Annotated in this window: 14 protein-coding genes (1 of these 14 only partly in view); 4 read left to right on the top strand and 10 right to left on the bottom strand. The window is 59.4% G+C overall.

Features of this window, described 5'->3' with window-relative positions; genetic code table 11:
* The 3 genes from hrpB to AVCG78_RS15955 all read left to right on the top strand — a co-directional run.
* A protein-coding gene (gene hrpB / locus AVCG78_RS15965) for an ATP-dependent helicase HrpB (RefSeq protein WP_071203266.1) crosses the window boundary here: on the top strand, window positions 1-1,401 show its 3' portion. It extends 1,062 nt beyond the left edge of the window; 1,401 of the gene's 2,463 nt are visible here — the last part of the coding sequence; its start codon lies off the left edge, out of view; the stop codon is at window positions 1,399-1,401.
* A 36-nt stretch (window positions 1,402-1,437) separates the two neighbouring features.
* Window positions 1,438-2,742, top strand: a complete 1,305-nt coding sequence (locus tag AVCG78_RS15960) for an ActS/PrrB/RegB family redox-sensitive histidine kinase (protein ID WP_012654550.1) — start codon at window positions 1,438-1,440, stop codon at window positions 2,740-2,742.
* Between the two features lie 257 nt (window positions 2,743-2,999).
* Window positions 3,000-3,575 carry an ActR/PrrA/RegA family redox response regulator transcription factor gene (locus AVCG78_RS15955; RefSeq protein WP_070165173.1) on the top strand — a complete coding sequence of 192 codons (576 nt, stop codon included), beginning with the start codon at window positions 3,000-3,002 and terminating at the stop codon, window positions 3,573-3,575.
* A 19-nt stretch (window positions 3,576-3,594) separates the two neighbouring features.
* On the opposite strand, the gene AVCG78_RS15950 is transcribed toward AVCG78_RS15955, so the two are convergent.
* Window positions 3,595-4,080, bottom strand: a complete 486-nt coding sequence (locus AVCG78_RS15950) for an MmcB family DNA repair protein (RefSeq protein ID WP_041697305.1) — start codon at window positions 4,078-4,080, stop codon at window positions 3,595-3,597.
* 176 nt (window positions 4,081-4,256) lie between these two features.
* Here AVCG78_RS15950 and AVCG78_RS15945 point away from each other — a divergent pair, with 176 nt between their 5' ends.
* Complete coding sequence (locus AVCG78_RS15945; protein WP_012654547.1) at window positions 4,257-4,955, top strand: L,D-transpeptidase; 699 nt, start codon at window positions 4,257-4,259, stop codon at window positions 4,953-4,955.
* Between the two features lie 133 nt (window positions 4,956-5,088).
* On the opposite strand, the gene AVCG78_RS15940 is transcribed toward AVCG78_RS15945, so the two are convergent.
* The 9 genes from AVCG78_RS15940 to AVCG78_RS15900 form a co-directional block, all read right to left on the bottom strand.
* Window positions 5,089-7,281 (bottom strand): malate synthase G, encoded by a 2,193-nt coding sequence (locus tag AVCG78_RS15940; RefSeq protein WP_071203262.1) that lies wholly within the window; start codon window positions 7,279-7,281, stop codon window positions 5,089-5,091.
* Between the two features lie 347 nt (window positions 7,282-7,628).
* Entirely contained in the window at window positions 7,629-11,177 is a 3,549-nt protein-coding gene (addA, locus tag AVCG78_RS15935; RefSeq protein ID WP_071203260.1) for a double-strand break repair helicase AddA, read from the bottom strand.
* Complete coding sequence (gene addB, locus AVCG78_RS15930; RefSeq protein ID WP_409065483.1) at window positions 11,170-14,358, bottom strand: double-strand break repair protein AddB; 3,189 nt, start codon at window positions 14,356-14,358, stop codon at window positions 11,170-11,172. Before addB ends, addA begins: the two co-directional genes overlap by 8 nt.
* Window positions 14,355-15,086: a nucleotidyltransferase family protein gene (locus AVCG78_RS15925; protein WP_071203255.1), complete on the bottom strand. Its 732-nt coding sequence runs from the start codon at window positions 15,084-15,086 to the stop codon at window positions 14,355-14,357. Before AVCG78_RS15925 ends, addB begins: the two co-directional genes overlap by 4 nt.
* A 135-nt stretch (window positions 15,087-15,221) precedes the next feature.
* The gene (gene tsaE, locus AVCG78_RS15920; protein ID WP_071203253.1) at window positions 15,222-16,730 is read right to left on the bottom strand and encodes a tRNA (adenosine(37)-N6)-threonylcarbamoyltransferase complex ATPase subunit type 1 TsaE; all 1,509 of its coding nucleotides are present in this window, start codon (window positions 16,728-16,730) and stop codon (window positions 15,222-15,224) included.
* Entirely contained in the window at window positions 16,727-19,279 is a 2,553-nt protein-coding gene (locus AVCG78_RS15915) for a sensor histidine kinase (protein WP_139192359.1), read from the bottom strand. The genes tsaE and AVCG78_RS15915 overlap by 4 nt, the downstream gene beginning before the upstream one ends.
* A 376-nt stretch (window positions 19,280-19,655) precedes the next feature.
* On the bottom strand, window positions 19,656-21,056 hold the full coding sequence (gene ahcY, locus AVCG78_RS15910) for an adenosylhomocysteinase (protein WP_041696032.1): 1,401 nt from the start codon (window positions 21,054-21,056) through the stop codon (window positions 19,656-19,658).
* 173 nt (window positions 21,057-21,229) lie between these two features.
* A complete protein-coding gene (locus tag AVCG78_RS15905; protein WP_012654539.1) occupies window positions 21,230-21,505 on the bottom strand; it encodes an HPr family phosphocarrier protein in 276 nt (91 codons plus the stop codon).
* A gap of 14 nt (window positions 21,506-21,519) precedes the next feature.
* The gene (locus AVCG78_RS15900) at window positions 21,520-21,921 is read right to left on the bottom strand and encodes a PTS sugar transporter subunit IIA (protein WP_012654538.1); all 402 of its coding nucleotides are present in this window, start codon (window positions 21,919-21,921) and stop codon (window positions 21,520-21,522) included.
* Window positions 21,922-21,995: the final 74 nt, after the last annotated feature.

Raw genomic sequence — 21,995 nt, 5'->3', positions numbered from 1 at the left:
CCGGAAATTCTCGCCAGTGATCTGTCCGGTCTGGTGATGGACATGGCCCATTGGGGCGTGACTGATGCTTCTGCACTATCCTTTATAGACCAGCCGCCCGCCGCCGCCTTGAAGGAGGCGCGAAACCTGCTGGTGGCTCTTAGCGCACTGGATGATCAAGGACACTTGACGGCCAAAGGCAAGATCATGCGCGGCCTTGGCCTGCCACCGCGACTTGCCGCTATGGTGATTGCCGCTGCAGAACAGGGACAGGCTAAAACAGCCAGCGAGATCGCCGTCCTGCTGACAGAACAAGGATTGGGTGGATCGGATATCGACCTGGAAGAACGCCTGCGCCGGTTTCGGTCGGATCGCGGCGAGCGGGCCAGTGCAGCGCGCAAGCTGGCGGAGCGGCTGACGAAAGACCTGCCGAAACGTCAGGCTGCCGCCACGCCAGCGCTGGCCGGAATGCTGCTTTTGCATGCCTATCCAGACCGGATCGCGCTGAAACGGGGCGCGCCGGGGCGATATGTGATGGCGAACGGGCGCGGCGCGGAACTGGCGCAAACCGAACGGCTGGCGGCAAGCGACATGCTTGTCATTGCCGATCTGACCGGGCGGGCGGCGCAAGGGCGAATCCTCAGCGCAGCGGAAATCCGCCTTTCCGATATAGAAGAGAGCCTGCCGGCAGCAATCATTCAAGGCGATGAGAGCTTTTTCGACCCGCCAAGCGGCCAGGTCCGGGCGCGGCGCGTCAAGCGGATCGGTGCGATCATTCTGGAGGAAACACCGCTAGGGCGACCCAGTGGCGAAGGTGCCACCAAGGCACTGGCTGAAGGGTTGCGGCAATTGGGCCTCGAACGCCTGGATTTCAGCAAGAATGCCGAGCAATTGCGCCAGCGTATCGGTTTTCTGCACCGCACGCTCGGAGCGCCGTGGCCGGATATGAGTGACGAGGCCTTGCTAGAGCGGCTTGAGGACTGGTTCATTCCCTTCCAGACCGGTGTGCGCAGCCTTGCCGATATTTCCATGGGCGGAATCATCGATGGGCTGAAGGCGCTGGTGCCTTACGAGGCGCAGCGGGATCTGGACCAGATGGCGCCGACCCATTTTACCGCGCCGACCGGCATGAGCCATCCGATCCAATATGACGGCGACGAGCCGAAGCTGACGATCCGCGTCCAGGAACTGTTCGGCCTTAAAAACCATCCGGCCATTGGCGGCGGACGGTTGCCGCTTCTGCTGGAACTGACCTCGCCAGCGCATCGGCCAATCCAGACGACCCGTGACCTGCCTGGTTTCTGGGCCGGATCATGGAGCGACGTGCGCGCCGACATGCGCGGACGCTATCCCCGCCATCCCTGGCCCGACGACCCTGCCGCTGCTGCCCCCACGACACGGGCCAAACCGCGTGGTACATAGATCCTGCCCGAAGGAGGACGGGCGGGGGGAACGTGAATGAGCGCAAAGACGGATATTCGAATGCATTTTGGTACATCCAGCCGCAGATTGCGGCTTGAAACGCTGGTTCGGCTTCGCTGGCTGGCGGTCGCAGGGCAGACCATCACCCTGGCAATTGTCGCGCTGGTTCTGCAATTTCCGATGCCGGTACTGGCCGCCGCCATTCTGATCGGCGCATTGGCAGTGGTGAATTTCCTGCTGCAACTGGCCTTTCCGTCTACCCAGAGGCTGGAACCGATTTGGACACTGGCGATTTTGGCGCTGGATCTCTGCCAGATGGGCGCTCTGCTGTTTATCACCGGCGGGCTGGCCAATCCCTTCGCGCCGCTGATCTGCGTACCGGTCATCGTGGTTTTTGCCTCCCAGCCGCTGCGCCATTCCATGGCCTTGCTGGGCCTGGCGATGGTCTGCATTTCGGTTCAGGCTTTCACCCCTTTTCCCCTGCCCTGGTATGCTGACTATATTGATCGCGGCGGCCCGGTCATGCTAGTGGCAATCTGGTGCTCGATCGTCTCGATGACCGCCTTTGCTGCCTTCTATGCCTATCGGGTGTCCAAAGAGGCCAATCTTCTGGCCGATGCGCTGGCGGCAACCGAATTGGTGCTGCAAAAGGAAAAGCATCTTTCCCAGCTGGATGGGCTGGCCGCCGCCGCCGCCCATGAATTGGGGACACCTCTGGCGACGATCAGCGTCGTTGCCAAGGAAATGGAACGGGAATTGGGCAAGGACCCACGCTTCGGCGAGGACGTCCAGCTGCTGCGCAGCCAGAGCGAACGTTGCCGCGACATTCTGAAGCGTCTGACAACTCTGTCCGCCGAGGATGAGGCGCATATGCGGCAATTGCCGCTCTCGTCGCTGATTGAGGAAGTGATCGCACCTCACCGGGACTTCGGCATCAAGCTGACGGTGGTGGAGGTTTCCGAACGCGCCAGCGAACCGGTGGGTAACCGTAATCCCGGCATTCTCTACGGGCTTGGCAACCTGATCGAAAACGCCCTGGACTATGCTCGGGATCAGGTAACCATCACGGTAGAGCATGACAATCGCCATGTGACGATCATCATCGAGGATGATGGCGAAGGCTTTGCGCCCGATATCCTTCTGAGAATCGGCGAGCCTTATGTCACCAGCCGCAAAAGCGATGCGCGGGCGGGCGGGCTTGGGCTGGGGCTGTTCATTGCCAAGACCTTGCTGGAGCGTTCCGGCGCTGTCCTGACCTTTGAAAATCGGGGCACGTCCAGCCCGGGGGCGCGGGTAACGGTGCGCTGGCCGCGCCGGGAAATGGAAACACCGACAAAGTGACTTTACCGACAGAGGCGAGTGCGCAATAACGCTGCGGACGTTAGAGCGTTTCTGCTCTTCATGGCATCGCAGCAACTCTCTACAGCGCCGTGCGCCATATAGGGCGCACAAAGGTTCGCTGTAGCGCTTTATACCTGCTGCATAATTCCTTAAATCGATTCCGATTTAAGGAATTATGCAGCAGCTCTTTGTTTTAGCATTTCCGGACGGAAAACCGGTTTCCTCTTTTCCTGGAAATGCTCTAGGATTGAAAGAACATGACCCAGGATATGCCGATCACCCACGAAGACGGCGCTGCCGATCTCGGCCCGGACGCCACCTTGTTGATAGTCGATGACGACCAGCCCTTTCTGCGACGGCTGGCCCGCGCCATGGAAACCCGTGGCTTTCAAGTGGATATCGCCTCCTCCGTGGCGGAAGGCATTGCCAAGGCCAAGACCGCAGCCCCGAAATATGCCGTGGTTGACCTGCGGCTTGGTGATGGCAATGGTCTTGATGTGATCCAGGCCATTCGCGAAAGCCGGACCGACACCCGGATCATCGTGCTGACCGGCTACGGCAATATTGCCACCGCCGTCACGGCCGTCAAACTCGGCGCGGTGGATTATCTGTCAAAACCTGCCGATGCCGACGATGTCTTCAACGCCCTGACCCAACGTCCGGGCGAAAAAGCCGATGTGCCGGAAAATCCAATGTCTGCCGACCGGGTGCGCTGGGAACATATCCAGCGGGTCTACGAGGCCTGCGAACGCAATGTCTCGGAAACCGCAAGGCGGCTGAACATGCACCGCCGCACCCTGCAACGCATTCTCGCCAAGCGCGCACCAAAGTAACACGCGTGCGCCGAAACAATCAGGGCAGAAATTGCGGGGCCGCATCCCATTCGGCCCGCATCAACCGTTGGGCTGCCGCACGTGAAAAGGCCAGCATCACGGATTTGCGGGTCGCTGGGGCAAGCCTGTGTTCCGGTGCATCGCGCAACAGATGTGCGCCATAGCCATCTGAGACGATCAGGCCGCACTCTTGCGGAAAAATCTCCTGCGGCACATCGGGCAGCGTGGCAAAAAACAGCCGATCACAGTGCTGGCGATAGTCCGGCCATTTGCGGTCGACCCGGAAATCCTCGATCGAGGATTTGATTTCGGTAATCCAGATTTCACCCTTATCCGAAACGCTGATCAGGTCGGCGCGGCGGCCGCTGGCCAGCGAAAGCTCCGGCAGCACGGCATGGCGCATCTGATCGAGAAGCAATTGCGTGCCACGGCGAATCATTAAGGCACGTTCGGACTGCCTTCCGTCGATTAATGTATTCTTAACGGAAATAGTAAGAATCGTCATAATCTTCTCTTTGCCGGCCCCAAGTCTGTTGCAAAAAAGCCAGTCTTCAGCAATTTGCGAGGCCAGAGACGGCATGGGTCTTCTGTTCCCTTGCAAACTCCACTGTAATCAAAAATATACCACTATCAAAGCTGGTAACACAGATCATTTCCCGCCCGAAAGTCGATGAGCCTCCCATGCGAATCCGCAATGCACTGACCGTGCTCGGTCTATTCTCCACCCTCGCCATCACTGGCTGCTCCACCACGTCGGAAGCTGACAGCAAAAAGACCGCTGAAGCCGCGCCTGTTGTCGCGCCAGCCTCGGTCGAAACAGCACAGATCTTCGATGATTCCTATGGTCCGGTTACGGATGCTGGCTATGCGCTGCCCGGCATTCCGATCCAGAAGGTCAACCCGAAGTTCCGCCGTCAGATCATTGCTTTCGACACCACAGAGCGGCCCGGTACGATCATCGTCAACACCAAGGAACGCTTCCTGTATTACGTTCTGCCGAATGGCAAGGCGATCCGCTACGGCATCGGCGTCGGCAAGGACGGTTTCGCCTGGCAGGGTCAGGCCTATATTGCCTGGAAACAGGAATGGCCAACCTGGCATCCGCCGAAGGAAATGGCCGTACGCAAGCCGGAAGTCGCCAAATATGTTGAAAACGGCATGGGCCCCAGCATCAGCAATCCGCTTGGCGCCCGCGCCATGTATCTGTTCAACGACAAGGGCCAGGATACGCTGTTCCGTATCCACGGTTCGCCGGAATGGGCCTCGATCGGCACCGCCGCCTCTTCGGGCTGCATCCGCATGATCAACCAGGACGTCATCGACCTCTACAGCCGCGTCCTGCCAGGCAAGGCCACCAAGGTCATCGTTCAGCAGTCCTAAGTTCAGACAATCAGGGTTATAATAACGCCTGATAACCCTCCATGAAAAAGCCGCCGGATCGCTCCGGCGGCTTTTTTGTTTCACGTGAAAATTTCAGTCTGTTTCGTCGCATCGTTCCAGACGCAAAACCGTTTCACACTTTTGCTGGAATTGCTGTGGCCTTCAACTCAAGCCGGCGGCGGTGCAGAACCGGTTCGGTATAGCCGTTCGGCTGCTCCCTGCCCTTCAACACCAGATCAAGCGCTGCCTGAAAAGCGATGGATGTACCGAAATCGGCAGCCATCGGGCGATAGGCCGAATCACCCGCATTCTGCTGATCGACAATGGCTGCCATCCGTTTCAGCGTTTCGACAACCTGTTCCTCAGTGACAACACCGTGATGCAGCCAGTTGGCCATGTGCTGGGCGGAGATGCGCAGGGTTGCGCGGTCTTCCATCAGCCCGACATTGTTAATGTCAGGCACTTTCGAGCAGCCGATGCCCTGGTCGATCCAGCGGACCACATAGCCCAGAATGCCCTGGGCATTGTTATCCAGCTCCCGCTGGATTTCTTCCGGCGTCCAGTTGGGACGCGAGGCCACCGGCACCGATAGAATATCGGAGAGCTTGGCCCGCGTCCGGCTCTTCAATCCGGCCTGAACGCCCGCGACATCCACCTGATGATAATGGGTGGCATGCAATGTTGCAGCCGTTGGTGATGGAACCCAGGCCGTATTGGCCCCGGCTTTCGGATGAGCGATCTTCTGTTCCAGCATCGCCGCCATCAGGTCGGGCATGGCCCACATGCCTTTGCCGATCTGGGCATGGCCGGACAGGCCGCATTGCAGACCGATATCGACGTTCCAGTTTTCATAAGCCGCAATCCAGGCGGCCTGTTTCATATCGCCCTTGCGGATCATCGGCCCGGCTTCCATCGACGTATGGATTTCGTCGCCAGTGCGGTCGAGGAAGCCGGTATTGATGAACACCACCCGGTCCTTGGCGGCGCGGATGCATTCCTTGAGGTTAACCGTGGTACGGCGCTCCTCATCCATAATGCCCATCTTGATCGTATTGGGTTCCATGCCCAGCGCTTGTTCGACACGGGTGAAGATTTCAACGGCAAAAGCCACTTCTTCCGGCCCATGCATTTTCGGCTTCACCACATACATTGAGCCCTGGCGGGAGTTCTTCCGCCGTCCATTCGGTCCGATATCATGCAGCGCGATCAGTGCGGTCACCATCGCATCCATAATGCCTTCCGGCACCTCGGCACCGTCGCGATCCAGAATGGCCGGATTGGTCATCAGGTGCCCGACATTGCGAATCAGCATCAGCGACCGGCTGGCTACGGTAAAGGGCTTGCCCTGCGGATCGGTGAATTCGAGATCGGGGTTGAGGGTACGGGTAAAGACGTGATCGCCCTTGGCAACCACTTCCTCCAGATCGCCCTTCATCAAGCCGAGCCAGTTGGAATAGGCCAGGATCTTGTCCTCAGCATCGACGGCGGCAACCGAATCCTCGCAGTCCATGATAGCGGTAATCGCCGATTCCAGTCTGATATCATTGATATTCGCCTTATCGGCAGCACCAATCGCACCTTTGGCGTCAATGCAGATTTCCACATGCAGACCGTTGCGGCGCAAAAGATAAGACGTCACGCTGGCGTCCTCGCTGAACGTTCCCGCCAGTTGCCCCACCAGTTGCGAAGGGTCCATCAACCCGGTCTTGTCGCCGGAGGCCAGCGTTACATCAAGATAGCCATCAGTCAGCGCAAGGCCCGCCACATCCGCCCAGCGGCCACCCGCCAGAGGCACGGACTGATCGAGGAAAGCCCGCGCCCAGGCAATAACCTTTTCGCCACGTTTGGGATTATACCCCCTGCCCTTTTCGGCACCGTCGGCCTCGGAGATCGCATCCGTTCCGTAGAGCGCGTCGTAGAGCGAACCCCAACGCGCGTTTGCGGCATTCAGGGCATAACGGGCATTCATCACAGGCACGACAAGCTGCGGCCCGGCAATCGAAGCGATTTCCGCGTCGACATTGCTGGTCGTCACGGAAAAATCCGGCCCTTCCGGCAGGAGATAGCCGATATCGCGCAGGAAAGCTTCGTAAGCCGCAAGATCCGAGGGGGCGCCGTTTTGCTTGTACCAGTTGTCCAGCTGCGCTTGAAAGGCGTCGCGCTTGGCCAGCAGGGCGCGATTCTTCGGCGCAAGCTCATGCACGAGGCTGGAGAAATGCTGGAAGAAGGCCTCTGGCTCCACGCCTGTCCCCGGCAAGGCCTCGCTCACCAGAAAATCATAGAGATCCTGCTCGATAGCCAGACCAAACTGTTCGACACGCGCCATTTCAACCTCCTGCGGTAACACATTCATCAAGGGGCAAAGCCTGTTCGCGGTGCAATGCGCGCCAGACGCTATCAAGCCCCTCCCGCCACTGCATTTGCTTCCCCACGCTAACATCCCCGTTCTTGATTGGCTGTCAACCGGACATAAATCTGAAATATCTATGCAAATTTGGGCGAAATAGGAAATAAGCCTTTTGGTGCGTCCGAGACGAATTGCCGCTCCGCACATTTGACCGACAAACCCTAGTGCATCGATCCAAACGGAGGCTTCAGCCGAGTTTGGAAAAATCGATGCATAAACAAAAGATGAGTGCACGAAAGCATGAACGAAGTGAATGCGTCAGTGCACTAGGTGTTTTGAATGGTCTGAAGCTCTTGTAATGCGCCGTGCAAACCCGCCTCCGTCAGCGCCACCACATGTGGCCCTTCGGTATAGACCAGCAGGCAATCGATCACTTTTCCAGGATAGAGCGGCTTCAGCAATTCGCGGTAGATTGCAAGCTGTGCCGAATGGGACAGTGGCACTTCACTTTCCTGACGCGGCGGCTGCCGGTTGGTCTTGTAATCCAGCAGAATCACTTTCTCGTCCGTAACCGCCATTCGGTCCACTCGCGCCGAGACGGCGCGCTGTTCTGCGCCAAGCCGGATGGTTCCCATCAGCGAAAATTCCGTCTGCGCATGGCTGGAAAACACCTCGCTCAAGGCCGGATGGTCAAGAATAGCCAAAACACTCTCCACCAAGCGGTCGCGCTCATGGGCGGGCCAGAACCGGGCGGCGCGTTCACCATAGCGGCGGGCGGCGGGTTTGCGTTCCTCGGCGGGCAGACCCGGCAACATTTGCAGCATCCGATGCACCAACCGGCCCTTTTGCAGCGCCAACCCGGCATCCTCACCCTTGCTGAACAGCGGGGAGCGCAGCAGCAGGTCGCCGTCCTCGTCATTCACCTCGATCCCGACCCCGGACGGGCTTAAAGGCCGTGGCAAGCGCGGCGGTGGCGGGGCTGGGCGCAGCAGCGCCTCCGGCAAGGTTTCCAGCTCCCGTTTTTCCTGGCGTTTTTCCTGTCGTTCGAATCGGCCCGGAACGACGGCATTTTCCCAGAGCAGCCCGGTCCAATCGCCCTCCGGCCCGCCAAAGCGTTGCTCCCGGCACCGTTCTGTATCAAGCATCAGGGCCGACCAGACCATCTGGTGCCAGATTTCGGTCTGCACCTGCTTGCCGCGATAGCCGCAGACCACCAGCCGGTCGGCAGCCCGCGTCATGCCGACATAGAGCAGGCGTCGATATTCCTCCTCAATGGCCTGTTTTCGCTTTGCCACGTCCTCAGCGGTCAGAGGATTATCAACCGCTTTCACCGGCACCCAAACGGGGCATTCCGGAGGCTGCGCTCCGGTCTCGATCATCCGGAATTTTGGCAGATGTGTATGGTTGAAGGCTTTGGAGCCATCATCGACCAGAAAGACAATCGGTGCTTCCAGCCCCTTGGAGGCATGAACGGTCATGATGCGCACCTCGCTGCGCTCCTTGTCCTGTTCGCGCTTCACTTCCGGCGCTTCCTGCTCCAGCGTGGTGATGAAGGATTGCAGGCCCGGCAGGCCCGCCTGTTCATGGGAAAGAGTAAAGGTCAGGAATTCATCGATGATATCGCTGACCTCGCTGCCAAGCCGAGCCAGAAAGTCGCGTCGTCCCCCCAGGGGACCAAGCACCCGACCATAGAAATCATGGGGCAGAAGATCCCGCGCCAAGGCCATATAGCGGTGCAAACGGGCAAGGGCCGCCTGCCATTTTTCTGATCCGGCTTCCGCCAGCCGGGCAATCTCGGCAAACACCGAGATCTCGCCGCGCCTTGCCGCCACTTCAAACACATCGTCTTCGCTCAGGTTGAACAACGGGCTTTTCAGCAGCGCCGCCAGCGACAGGTCATCGGCGGTGAAAAGAACGAATCGCCCTAGTGCCAGCAGATCCTGCACGGCGATATGGCCTGTCAGCCGCAACCGGTCGGCCCCGGCCACCGGAATATTGCTGCGCCGCTTCAAGGCCCGTGTCAGCGCATTGACGAAAGCGCCGCGTTTGCGCACCAGAATGAGGATGTCGCCTGCTTCTATGGACCGCTCCACCCCCTTTTCCACGATGGTCTCGCGGGCCAGCATGATCTCGATCCGCTGGGCGATCCGCCGCGCCAGCATGGCAGAGGGCGCATTTTCCGGCGTTGCATCAAAGGGTGCGGTCCAATCCTCTTCACTTTCGCTGCCTTCCGGCGCGATCATCTCCCAGACTTCAACCGCACCGGGATGGCCGATGCGGCTCGACATATGCACCACTGGTTCCGCAACAGCCGAAAGGCCGCGGGCGTTCTCGGTGACCGAAAACACCTGATCGACGGCTGACAACACCGCATTGGTGGAGCGGAAGGACAGCGGCAGGCGCACCGCACTGAAGCTTTCGCCGCCACGCGCCACTTCCTGCTCGGTCTCGCGGGCTTCCTGCGAAAACCGTTCCGGCTTTGCGCCTTGGAAGGAGTAGATCGATTGTTTCTCATCGCCAACGGCAAAGAAGGTGCGGCGGACCGGACGGGCGCTCAGGCCGGAAAAGAAATCTTCCCGCAGCGAGCGGATCACCGACCATTGTACCGGGCTGGTATCCTGCGCCTCATCGACCAGAATATGGTCGATGCCCTGATCCAGCTTGTAATGCACCCACGGGCCGACCGTGCTGCGGGTCAAAAGCTCGGCGGTGCGGGCAATCAGATCCTCGAAATCCAGCTGGCTGCTGCGCTTTTTCAGCTCTTCATAATCATGGTCCAGCCGCTCGGCCAGCGTTAGCGCCGCCCGCGTTGCTTTGAACAGCCGAAACAGCCGCAGACGCTCACGGCAGGCCACCACATGGTCGCGGGCCGCAAAAATCGCATCCGACAGATAAGGGGCCGCCTTGTTCATGGCGGCGGCAATCAGCGACCGGTCGGCTTTTGGTTTATCGGAGCCGGTATAGAAGGCCTCTTCCAGCAATTGCGCCCGGATCAGCGCGTCAGGCTGGCGCACGGCGCGCTCCAGCGTCAGGGCGACGCCCTGCACAAGGGAACCGCCCTTGGTGAGCGCCAGATCGATATAGGTGGAAAGCTGCGGACCGGAGAGTGAAGGAAGCGGCCAATAGGCTTCGGCCAGCGATATCTCGGTTTCGTCAGGCTCCAGACCCAAGGCGTTGCGCAAAGCACTCTCCACGCCGCCCTTTCGGCGGGCTACCGCCAGAAAGCCGCGTACCGCATGGCGGTTGGAAACGATGTCCGACAGCAGGTTTTCCAGCCCGAATTCATCGCCAAGGCTCAACACTTCGGCAAAGGCTTCAGCAAGGTTTGCATCGTCTTCGGCAGCGGTCGCTGTCAGCAGCGACCGGCGGGCATCAGCCAAAAGCACCGACGCGGCGCGGTCGTCCAGCACCGAAAAATGCCCAGCCACATTGGCTTCCAGCGGAAACTGGTGCAGCAGCGCCTCGCAAAAGGCATGGATGGTCTGGATTTTCAAGCCGCCCGGTGTTTCCAGGGCGCGGGCAAACAGCCGCCGCGCCTCGGCAATTTTCATGCGGTCAGGCGGTTGGCGTTCGATGGTTTCAATGCGGCGGGCAAGCTCCTCGTCGGGAAGGGTAGCCCATTCGGCAAGCCGGTCGAACACCCGGTTCGACATTTCCGAGGCAGCGGCCTTGGTATAGGTCAAGCAAAGAATCGAAGAGGGCCGCGCCCCCGCCAGCAGCAAGCGAATCACACGCTGTGTCAGCACATGGGTCTTGCCGGACCCGGCATTGGCCGAGACCCAGGCAGACCGGGCCGGGTCGGAGGCCAGCGATTGCTGCCGTGTGGTCCAGTCAATGGGGTCATCGCCATCGCGCAGCATGTCCGGATCAGTCATCACTGCTGCTCTCCTCTGCCGCTTCAGCGGTGGACCATTCAGCGACGCGGGCCAGATGATCGTAGTCGCCGCTGAAATCATTCATCATCGCTGGCATCAGCCGCGAGACATAGCCGCGCTCGCCCGATTGCAGCAGGGTGACAAAGCGGGTCAGTTGCGAGATGGATTCATGTGCCAGATCCAGTGCCGACTTTGCCTTGTCGCCTTTGCCGGTCAGCTCGTTATTAACCTGATCGGCCTTAAAGCGCCCGCCGGGCCGCAGCCGGACATAGATCAGATTATCCGGATTCAGCCTTCCGACATCCTTGAAGGCCCCCATGGTCAGCGCCGCAGCTTCCAGCGCCAGTTGCGGGTCAAGCAGGCTGCGGGCCTGGGAAACACTGGGGTTGAGACCGGTCTTGTAATCGATGATATCGGCGTGACCAGCCCGGATATCGATCCGGTCGGCAATACCAGTGAGCCGGATATCGATCTCGCCGAGTTCCACCCCGGCGCGGGCTTCCGTCACCAGCTTGGCCGGATCACGCTGGCGCTGCCACTCGATAAAGGCGAGGCCAACCTCAGAGAAACGCTTGCGCCAGACGACGTGAATATGCGGCGGCAGGTTTTCCTCGGCAAACAGCGTGTCGGCAATCTCGCTCATCAGCTGTTCAGTGTCAGGCCCCAGCTTTTCGGGCATACGCGCCACGAATTGCTCAACAATCGCATGGTAGAGCGTGCCGCGCTCGGAGGCGCCTGGATCGCTGTTGAACGGTTCGACCGGATCGAGTTTCAAAATGCGGCGGGCATAGATCGAATAGGGATCGCGCCTGAGACGCCCGACCTCGCTGAAGGAATAGGTTTTCGGATGCAGATCGGCGGGCGGCTTTGGCTGCGGACGTTGGGCGGGCGCTTGATCTGCGCCTTTATCGAGCAACTCGGCAAAATGCCGGTAGCGCTCACCTCTGGCTTTCAGGGCCTCAGCAAAATCCTTGCCACCCAGCGCCAGCAGCCGTTGCAGCCAGCGCGAGGCAACGGTGGGCGCCGATCCCTGCCGCAGGGCGCGGCAATAGATCAAGTGGCGGGTGCCATTGGCCATTTCGAAATCGTGGGCAAGCTGGCCGATCTGCCGTTCCGGTGGCTCCAGCCCCATTTCGGTTTTCATGCTGCGTGACAGAAATGGATTATTGGTGGTGGTGCCGGGCCAGGCCCCTTCGTTCAACCCACCGAGAATCATCGTATCGACGTTTTGCAGCCGCGATTCCAGCGCGCCGAAGATGAAGACCCGCGGATGGCGCAGCGATTTCGGCTTGACCGATTCGCTGGCGGTCAGCGCCGCGACAATCTCGATCCATTGCGGACCATCAGCGCTTAGCTGGCCATCGGTTTCCATGATTTCGCTGAGCAGCCGGGCCAAAACGGCACCGGCCTCATTGGCCCAAAGAGGGGCAAGATCGCCTTCATCGGTTCGAGCCACAGCCTCCAGCACCTGACCGGTGCGCTCGGCCCATTCCCTCAAAGACAAACGGGTGGTGAAATGGTGACCATCCGGCTTGGCGACGACATGACCGGCAAGCGGTTCCACCGCCTCTGCGACTGCCTCGGCCAGTATCCGTGCCTGCTGCCGGGTCTGATCGGTAAAAGAGCGCCGCCAGGCCGGTGGATGGCGGTCGTCGAACTGGGCGACCACCTGTTCATCGAACAGCGGTGCCAGCGCGGCGATGTCGATGGCACCGGTGCCGCCGCGCAGCGCAATGGCTTCCAAAGCGTCGGCGGCTTCACGATGTCCATCGTCGCTCAAGCCAAAACGGGCGAGTGGGTGCTTAAGTAAGGAGACGATGGCAACCGGATCGCCGGGCCGCAACACCGCTTCCAACACCAGCACCAGCAACGTGCCCTGCGGCGTCGCCGAAAATGGCGTACCCGCCGAATCGTCGGCTTCGATGCCGAATCGGGCCAGTTCCGAAGCAACCCGACGCGCAAGGTTGCGGTCAGGGGTAATCAGCGCGGCGCGGCTTTCTCCGCCATCGGCACCGGGCCGCTCCAGGGCCAGCCTGAGGGCAATGGCAATGGCGATCGCCTCTTCCCGCTCGTTGGCCGCCTCAATCAGCGCCACATCGGCAAAGGCGGCCTGAAACCTGTTATCCCCGAATGCCTGCCGCCAGGCGGTCCATTGGTCAGTTGCCTTGGCAGGCGACAGCGCCCGGGAGAGAATTTCGCTGCGGTCGGCAAGGTCGGGTTCTGCCTCTTCCAGCACGCCCACGTCGTCACGGGTCAAGCCTAGACGGCCCAAAAGCCGGTGCAGGCCGTATTGCGGATGGGTGCGGGCGGTCGGCTCCGGCGGCATGCCGGGAGGCTGTTCACCCCCGACGCTGTGCCACTGATCATCCGGCATGGCCTTGTCCAACCCCGGCAGCACGATCACCCCCTGAGGCAAGCGCGCCACTGCGGCGATCAGCTCGGACGCAGCAGGGATCGAGCCGGTCGAGCCAGCAACGATCACCGGATGAGGATCAGACAGTTGACCAACACGGTCGCGCTCGGTGCGCAGCAGGGCGTTGCGGTGAAGAACCGGCGAAGACCGGTTCAACTCTTCCAGCCGGGCTGGCCAATAGGCGCTGGCTATGCCGAGGAAAGCCAGCGTCAATTGCCACCAGGAGGCAAAATCACGGGCATCGAGCTTGTCGAGATCGGCCCAGTCACGCTCCTCGGTTTCCACCGAATCGATCAGTTCCACCAGCGCCCGCGCCAACCACACGGCATCCGCCGGGCTGGCCGGAGCGACGAGCGGGGTCTCTGTGTGAATGCTCAGCACGATATCCGGCAGCTTGTTGCGCCAGGCAAGAATCAACTGCGCCAGTTCCAGCAGCCGCACCGTATTGCTGATCGGCGGGTTCAACGCCAGCAGCGCCGGGGTATCCGCGTCGAAATAACTGGCATCATCCTCGGCTTCGCCCAGGGGCTTGATCATCGGCAGGATGGCGGATTGGCCACCCAACACCTCGACGAACTGAGCACGCAGCACGCGCACGGCGCGCCGAGTTGGCACCAGGATCGTGACCTTGGACAAAGACAGGGGATCGGCTGGATCATAGCGAAAGCCGGGGGCGAGACGGCCATCGCACAGGGTCTCGGCAATCAGCCGCAGGAAAGGCCGATCCGGGGGAATGGTGAAGATGCGGGCTTGCAGGCTGGACATCAGATGTCCTGCGGCTGGCGGGCCAGCACCGTTTCCGCCTCTTCAATCGCCTCCGGCGTGCCAACCGTCAACCAATGGCCCTGAAGCATCAGCCCGAACAACCGCCCCTTGGCAATGGCCCGGTCGAAATAGATATTGAGATTGAAGGCATCATCAGGCGCATCGTCCAGCAGGTCGTGCTGCATGGCCAAAGCCCCGGCATAGACCACCGGGTTTGGATCGCCCGCCTGATAGCGGGTCAGCCTGCCATCAGCACCGAGGTTGAAATCATTCTTGCCATTATGGCCGGTGGTCTGTTCCAGCGTAACGCAGAGCATCAGCATATCCATCTGTGCCGCCTCAAAGGCTTCCCCCAGTCTTTGCAGATTGGTGGGGTGGTCCTTCGGCTCACCGATCCAGAACAGGTCGGCATTCATCACCAGCAACGGGCCGGGAACGAGATGCTTGATGCCTTTGGCCAAGCCGCCGCCATTGTTCATCAAGCCATCGCGCTCATCGGAAATCAGGATACGGGGCTGATCGCGCCCGGCCAGATGCGCCAGCATTTGTTCTGGAAAATGGTGAATGTTGACCACAGCGGTTTCTACGCCCGCCTGTTGCAAATGATCCAGCGCATAATCCACCAGCGTCTTGCCCGCCACCCGCACCAGAGGCTTTGGCATGGTGTCAGTGATAGGACGCATTCTTGTGCCGAGCCCTGCGGCCAGCACCATGGCTTGGGAAATCTTCATGGCTCTCGTATCTGTCGGCGATCTGCGGCATCGCTCACATGTGACGCATCATCTTTACGAGACACGCTCTATCGCAAATCCTGCCACAGAACCACTGTCGAGAGGACCAGAACCACTGTTCCAGTGAATGAAGGTTCAACCGCGCTGTAACAGGCGGTGTGTTGAAAGCCAGTCTTTCAAAGGCGTGAGCGCCTCATGCGCCAGCGCGCCAGCGAGATAGGCGAGCGTTCGGGGCATATGCTGCATATAGCCGGGTTTGCCATCGCGTTTCATCAGCCGCACCCAAAGCCCGACCAGCTTGCAATTGCGCTGGGCGGCCATGATGGCGAAGTCTTGAAGAAAGGCGCTTTCATCAAATCCGGCTTCGGCCCGGCGCAGCGTCAGATAATGATCGAGCAGCCGCTTTTGCAGCTCCGGTTCGATGGTGACACGGGCATCCTGAATCAGGGAGGCGACGTCATAGGCCGCCGGGCCGATCATCGCATCCTGGAAATCGATCAGGCCGACGCGGGCAATGCCCTGTTTCCGTTCCTGCCAAAGGAGATTGGGGGAATGGACATCGCGCAGGACCAGACTGTTGCGGTCATGGATCTGGCGAAACATGCCTGACCAGAGAGCGAGATAGGCCTGCCGCTCCTCTTCACTCGGTTGCCGTGAGAGCGTGAAGGGCATGTACCAATCGAGCAGCAATTCCGTCTCGAACCCCATGGCTGCCGCATCGAAATCGGGAATGCGGTGGATATGGTCCGGCGAGACGGGCATTTCACGTGAAACATTCTGCCCATGCAGGAAAGCAAGCGCTGCAACCGCTTCCATGTAACGTTCGGCGACCGGTTGACCCTCTGCATCCAGAATGCCGTCCTGACCGAGATCTTCGATCAGCAAAATGCCATCGGGGTCACTTGCATAAATCTCCGGGACGGTAAGGCCCGCATCCTTCAATAGTTGATCGATAGCCACAAAAGCCCGATGGTCTTCTGCCAGATGCACGAGTTCCGGGTAGGTCTTGCCAAGGCGGATGATCGGTGTGGCTGGCCGTTTGGGGCTGTCCATCACGATGCGTTGCGGTTGACCGTCAATCCTTGCCGTTTCATAGGCGCGGTAGTCCGCATCACCAGTCAAGAAGCGGCGTCGGGCGCCCGCCATGCCATTGGCATCGAGGAAGGCGCGGATAGCAAGCACCCGCCGGATTCGGCCCAGCCTGTCTTCAGGCCCCGTGATCGTCAACTCACGCCCATCATCCGGAGGGAAACCGTAATGCAGGCCGATTGTCGTCTTCGGCAGTCGGTCTTCAGCCCGTTCCGGCCATTCGACGAGGCAAATGCCGGTATCCAACGCCTCATCGAAACCCAGTTCATCAAGCTCGGAAGCATCACCCAGCCGGTAGAGATCAAAGTGAGCAGCGGGAATGCGTAATTCGTAGCTTTGGACCAGCGTGAAAGTCGGGCTTGGCACTTCCAGATCATCGTCATCGGCCAAGGCCCGCAGCAATGCTCTTGCAAGGGTAGACTTTCCCGCCCCGAGATCACCATGCAGGGCAAGGCAGTCCCCCGGCTTCAGGGCAAGCGCCAGATCTTCCCCGAGCTGGATCGTCGCCGCCTCATCGGCAAGCGAAAGATGAAGCGATATCTCTAATCCTGTCATTCTGCGGCGACGGAATGGACGAGCACACCGGACGGAATTCGGCAAAGAACCGTGGTGCCTTGGTTGGGAACACTGTTTATCGAGACGGTGCCGTTATGCAGATGCACGAAGCTTTCGACAATCGACAGGCCAAGGCCAGCCCCGGTGCGCTTGCCACCCTTGGCATTCGAGGAAAAACGCTTGAACACCGATGGCAGCATATCTTCTGGGATGCCGCATCCGGTATCGGAAACCGAAAATACGAAGTCGGCATCTTCACGCCAGCATTTCAACACGACCTTGGCGCCTTCGGGCGAAAAGTTCACGGCATTGGTGATGATCTTGATCAGGATCTGCTTCAGCCGTTGCTGGTCGGCGACAATGTCGCCCAGATGCGACGGAGCAAGGATTTCCAGCGTCACGCCGCCTTCCTGCAACCGGTCGGTCATCTGCATCGACACATCGTCCAGAAGGTCGGTGAGATCGATATCCGAATAGGTCAGCCGCATGATACCGGCATCGACTGTGGCAAGATCGAGAATGTCGTTGACGATGGTCAGCAGCACGGCCGACGAGGTGGAGATATGATCGACATATTCCCCCTGCCGTTCATTGAGCGGACCAATGGCCGACGATTTCAACAGGTCGGTAAAGCCGATAATATTGGTCAGCGGCGAGCGCAGCTCATAGGAAATATGCTGGACGAAATCGTTCTTCAGCTCGTCAGCCTTGCGCAGCGCTTCGTTCTTTTCAAGCAGCGCCCGTTCCGCCCGAACACTATCGGTAATGTTGACGAAGGTCAGCATTGTCTGGGCGTTGGGCAGCGGGATGACCGCGTAATCCAGCACCAGGCCGGACATCAGCTCAATCGTACCTTGGCTGGACGGCCGCTCGTCCTCGAAACTGGTGATCATCTTGCCGAAGGCGCGCCAGCCATCCGGCTTTTCATAGGAAAGAGCACAAGCTTCTTCGATGGCGCGGATATGGGTGCCAGGCGCGGCCTGAGTCTCGGTAATGCCCCAGAGCGCCCGGAACGCCGGATTGGACAGCCGGATTCGGCCATCGGGACCAAAGACTGCAACGCCTTCGGACAGATGATCGATGGTTTCACCCTGAACCCGGACCAGCGTATTATAGCGGGTTTCGAGATCCACCTGTTCGGTGAGGTTCTCAAACACCCAGGTGGCGCCGCCCTGCGGATGGGCAGAGGCGATAACACGCAGGGTCTGGCCGTTGGGCAGGTGCCAGAGCACGGTCTGGGTATCGATGGAGCGATAGACGGAAAGGGTATTTTCCTTCCATGCCTTCCAGCTCAATTGTTCCGGCAACTTGCCGGCGCTACGCAACCGGTCCAGCAATTCGGCATGGTCGGGGCGAGATTCAAGGAAGGCGAGATCCAGATCCCAGAGCTGCTGGAAGGCCTGATTGTAGAATTGCAGCCGCCGCTCGCCGTCGAAAATCGCCACCGGCGTTGCCAGATGATCCAGTGTTTCGGCGTGGCTTTTCAGGGTGCGGCTCAACTCCTCGCGCAGGGCCTCTTCGCGCGAAACGTCGATGGCCATGCCGCAAGAGCCCTTCGGCGTCTTGGTATCAACCACGGAAAAGAAAGTGCGGTTGCCATGCACAACGGTGGAAACCGTATCATGGTAGGGCGAAACCGGCGTCAACGTCGCCCGGATCTTTTCCCGGGTAATGGTGTTGAGGATTTCACGGCCTTCCTGTATGGCCTGATCAGGGGTCAGCGCTTCAACGGCATCGCTATAGGCCTGATTGACCCAGACCAGCCGCCCCTCGGAATCGCGCTGCCAGACGGGTTGTTCGACGGATTCCAGCAGGCTTTCGAAGGTTTCGATGGCGGTGGAGAGCCGGGTCTTTTCAATTTTCAGTTCGGCCAGTTCGGCGCGCAGATTATTGAGCGCCACGAAACGGGCAAAGGCCCGCCCCCCGGAAACACGGCCCTGCACTTCCAGCACCTCGTCGCGATAGGTCTCGACGATCAGGTCAAAGCTCTGGGCGTTAAAGCGCAGTTTCTCAATGGCATTGTCCAGGTCGGCGGCCGAACCGGGCTTCATCCAGCGGCCAAAGGCCAGGAAATCGCCTTCGGTCTGGGGTGCGCCGGTTTCCACTGGCAATTGGCCCAGCTGTTCCGGCTTGGTTTCACCACCGTCCCAGATGACGATGCGACGGTTCTTGTCGGCAATCAGCGCCTGATAACGGGAAATGCGCTGGTTGGCATCCGACAGGGCCGATCGTATCTCCCGGCTGTCCGCCTCGATACTGTTGCGCTGACGCACCAGCCAGAGGGTGGACAGAAGCGTCGCGGAAATCGCGCCGATTACTAGGGAAAGGCCAATCATTTCAGTGGATGAAAACGTGCCGATGCCGCCCGCATTCAGCTGCGGCACGGCAATCGTTTGCGCTAGGGCAGAATGGCACACGAGCCCACCAGCAAGAACCGTGCTCCCGTGCAGCCACCAGCGCGATAAACGCAGGAAGCCACGTCCGGCGATGCCGCTGGCCGCGCCAGCGCGAGGTCCTGTGTCCCCGAAGGACGCAGATTCGGCGCGCATGGTTTTACCCGCACTTCCGCGTAGGCCCGTCCTTCCCCGTAGGAACGGGTATTTCTTCTGAACCGTCATTTCCGGTCTGTCTCCGTCCACTGTGCCGCAATTCCGACAAGACATCCCCATTTCGCGTGTGCACATGCCGAATGCATCACCCGAGGGTGACGTCATGCAAACGGCTTTTTGCTTCACGGGGTCATAGGCAGCGTGACCGGAAAAAACATCCGGTCACCAAACACTGCCTGCGCACCTGCGAGGCACACGAATCAAGTTTTAAAACAATACTGTGGATAAGATTTTGAAAAAAGGGGCAAACAAAAAAAGAAATCGCAGCCTTTGTCAAGGCTGCGATTTCTATATCTTGTGTATATCTGGCTACGGATTAGTATCTGTAGTGGTCAGCCTTGAAGGGGCCTGATGGCGTGACACCAATATAGGAGGCCTGTTCGTCAGAAAGTTCAGTCAATCTGACGCCGAGCTTTTCCAGATGCAGGCGCGCAACCTTTTCATCGAGATGTTTCGGCAGAACGTAAACCTGGTTTTTGTAGGCGTCGGGCTTGGTGAAAAGCTCGATCTGGGCCAGAACCTGGTTGGTGAAAGACGCGCTCATCACAAAGGACGGATGGCCCGTGGCATTGCCGAGGTTGAGCAAACGGCCTTCCGACAGCAGAATCATCCGGTTGCCCGCCGGGAATTCGATCATGTCGACCTGCGGCTTGATGTTAACCCATTTCAGGTTTTTCAGCGCGACAACCTGAATTTCATTATCGAAATGGCCGATATTGCCAACGATGGCCATGTCCTTCATCTCGCGCATATGCTCGATGCGGATCACGTCCTTGTTGCCGGTCGTGGTGATGAAGATATCCGCTGTCTTGACGACATCTTCAAGCCGCACCACTTCAAAACCGTCCATAGCGGCCTGCAAAGCGCAGATCGGGTCGACTTCCGTCACCTTGACGCGGGCACCAGCGCCGATCAGCGATGCAGCGCAGCCCTTGCCCACGTCGCCATAGCCGCAGACCACGGCAACCTTGCCAGCCATCATCACGTCGGTGGCGCGGCGAATGCCGTCGACCAGCGATTCCTTGCAGCCGTATTTGTTGTCGAACTTCGACTTGGTGACGGAATCGTTGACATTGATCGCCGGGAAAGGCAGCAGGCCCTTCTGGCTGAGCTGGTAGAGGCGGTTGACGCCTGTCGTGGTTTCTTCGGTGACACCCTTGATGGCGTCACGCTGTTTGGTGAAAAAGCCTGGTGTGGCTGCCATGCGCTTCTTGATCTGCGCGAACAGAATTTCTTCTTCTTCGGACGAAGGGTTGACCAGCACGTTTTCACCGGCTTCGGCGCGCGCACCAAGCAGGATATACATGGTGGCGTCGCCGCCATCGTCGAGGATCATGTTGGACTGGCCACCATCGGTCCATTGGAAGATCCTGTCGGTATAATCCCAATATTCCGTCAGGCTTTCACCCTTGACGGCAAAGACCGGCACGCCCGAGGCAGCGATTGCGGCGGCGGCATGGTCCTGGGTGGAAAAGATGTTGCAGGATGCCCAGCGTACTTCGGCGCCCAGCGCCGTTAAAGTCTCGATCAGCACAGCTGTCTGAATGGTCATGTGCAGCGAACCGCTGATGCGGGCGCCCTTTAGCGGCTTGGTTTCGCCAAGCTCCGAGCGGCAGGACATCAGGCCCGGCATTTCGGTTTCGGCAATATCCAATTCCTTGCGACCGTAATCCGCAAGGCCGATATCGGCGACGATGTAATCCTGTACAGTGCTCATGGCGTTCTCCAGACCGGGTTGAAACGCAAGGCCAGCACCCATCCGAAAAGATGGTAAAGCCGATGCGCCGCCCGCCATTCTGCGGCAGGCCAGTGTCATCCGTGTATCAGGGAAAGCCGAGGAAGGCAATAATCACATAAAGAGGTCTTTATATCTTTATGTTCGATCTTGGTTTACATTTCCTCGCCAAACTTGTCGCGCACCAGCGCATCCAGCGTGTCGATTGCCTTTTCAGCCTCCTCGCCTGAGGTAACAACGGTAATCGTACAGCCGGGGCTCGCCGCCAACATCATCAGACCCATGATCGAGGTCCCGCCAACGGTGGTTCCATCCTTGCTCACGGTGACTTCGGCATTGAAGCCCTGCACTGTCTGGACGAATTTGGCGGACGCCCGGGCATGAAGGCCGCGCTTGTTGACGATCAGCAGGTCTCTGGTGAAGGAGGTCATCTTACTCGCCGTTCCTATTTGCCGCTCAGAACGCGGCTGGCCACATTGATGTATTTGCGGCCGGCTTCCGACGCATCGACGAGTGCTTTTTCCATGTCGTTCTCGCCGCGCACACCCGCCAGCTTGATCAGCATGGGCAGGTTGACGCCGGCGATCACTTCGATCCGCCCGGTATTCATCACCGAAATTGCGAGATTGGAAGGCGTTCCCCCGAACATATCCGTCAGGATGATCACCCCATGCCCATCATCGGCGCGCATCACAGCATCCAGGATATCCTGGCGGCGCTGATCCATATCGTCCTCCGGACCGATACAGATTGTCTCGATGAATTTCTGCGGACCAACGACATGTTCCACGGCATAATGAAATTCTTCAGCCAGCTTGCCATGGGTGACAAGCACAAGTCCGATCATTCGCTTATAGCTCCCTGCTCAACTGCTGACCGCCAGTTATCGCACTGCAATAGTTTCGTCCACCGATCTGTTGG

The sequence above is a fragment of the Gillisella vitis genome, from assembly GCF_021559775.1.
Classification (GTDB): Bacteria; Pseudomonadota; Alphaproteobacteria; order Rhizobiales; family Rhizobiaceae; genus Allorhizobium; species Allorhizobium ampelinum.
The sequence above is the reverse complement of the archived record's forward strand: the minus strand, read 5'-3'. Positions and strand labels throughout refer to the sequence as shown.

Bases quoted from the DNA above. Each gene is read 5' to 3' on its own strand.
- AVCG78_RS15960 (WP_012654550.1), top strand. From the start codon at position 1,438: ATGAGCGCAAAGACGGATATTCGAATGCATTTTGGTACATCCAGCCGC.
- AVCG78_RS15955 (WP_070165173.1), top strand. From the start codon at position 3,000: ATGACCCAGGATATGCCGATCACCCACGAAGACGGCGCTGCCGATCTC.
- AVCG78_RS15950 (WP_041697305.1), bottom strand. From the start codon at position 4,080: ATGACGATTCTTACTATTTCCGTTAAGAATACATTAATCGACGGAAGG.
- AVCG78_RS15945 (WP_012654547.1), top strand. From the start codon at position 4,257: ATGCGAATCCGCAATGCACTGACCGTGCTCGGTCTATTCTCCACCCTC.
- AVCG78_RS15940 (WP_071203262.1), bottom strand. From the start codon at position 7,281: ATGGCGCGTGTCGAACAGTTTGGTCTGGCTATCGAGCAGGATCTCTAT.
- addA (WP_071203260.1), bottom strand. From the start codon at position 11,177: ATGACTGATCCGGACATGCTGCGCGATGGCGATGACCCCATTGACTGG.
- AVCG78_RS15925 (WP_071203255.1), bottom strand. From the start codon at position 15,086: ATGAAGATTTCCCAAGCCATGGTGCTGGCCGCAGGGCTCGGCACAAGA.
- tsaE (WP_071203253.1), bottom strand. From the start codon at position 16,730: ATGACAGGATTAGAGATATCGCTTCATCTTTCGCTTGCCGATGAGGCG.
- AVCG78_RS15915 (WP_139192359.1), bottom strand. From the start codon at position 19,279: ATGCGCGCCGAATCTGCGTCCTTCGGGGACACAGGACCTCGCGCTGGC.
- ahcY (WP_041696032.1), bottom strand. From the start codon at position 21,056: ATGAGCACTGTACAGGATTACATCGTCGCCGATATCGGCCTTGCGGAT.
- AVCG78_RS15905 (WP_012654539.1), bottom strand. From the start codon at position 21,505: ATGACCTCCTTCACCAGAGACCTGCTGATCGTCAACAAGCGCGGCCTT.
- AVCG78_RS15900 (WP_012654538.1), bottom strand. From the start codon at position 21,921: ATGATCGGACTTGTGCTTGTCACCCATGGCAAGCTGGCTGAAGAATTT.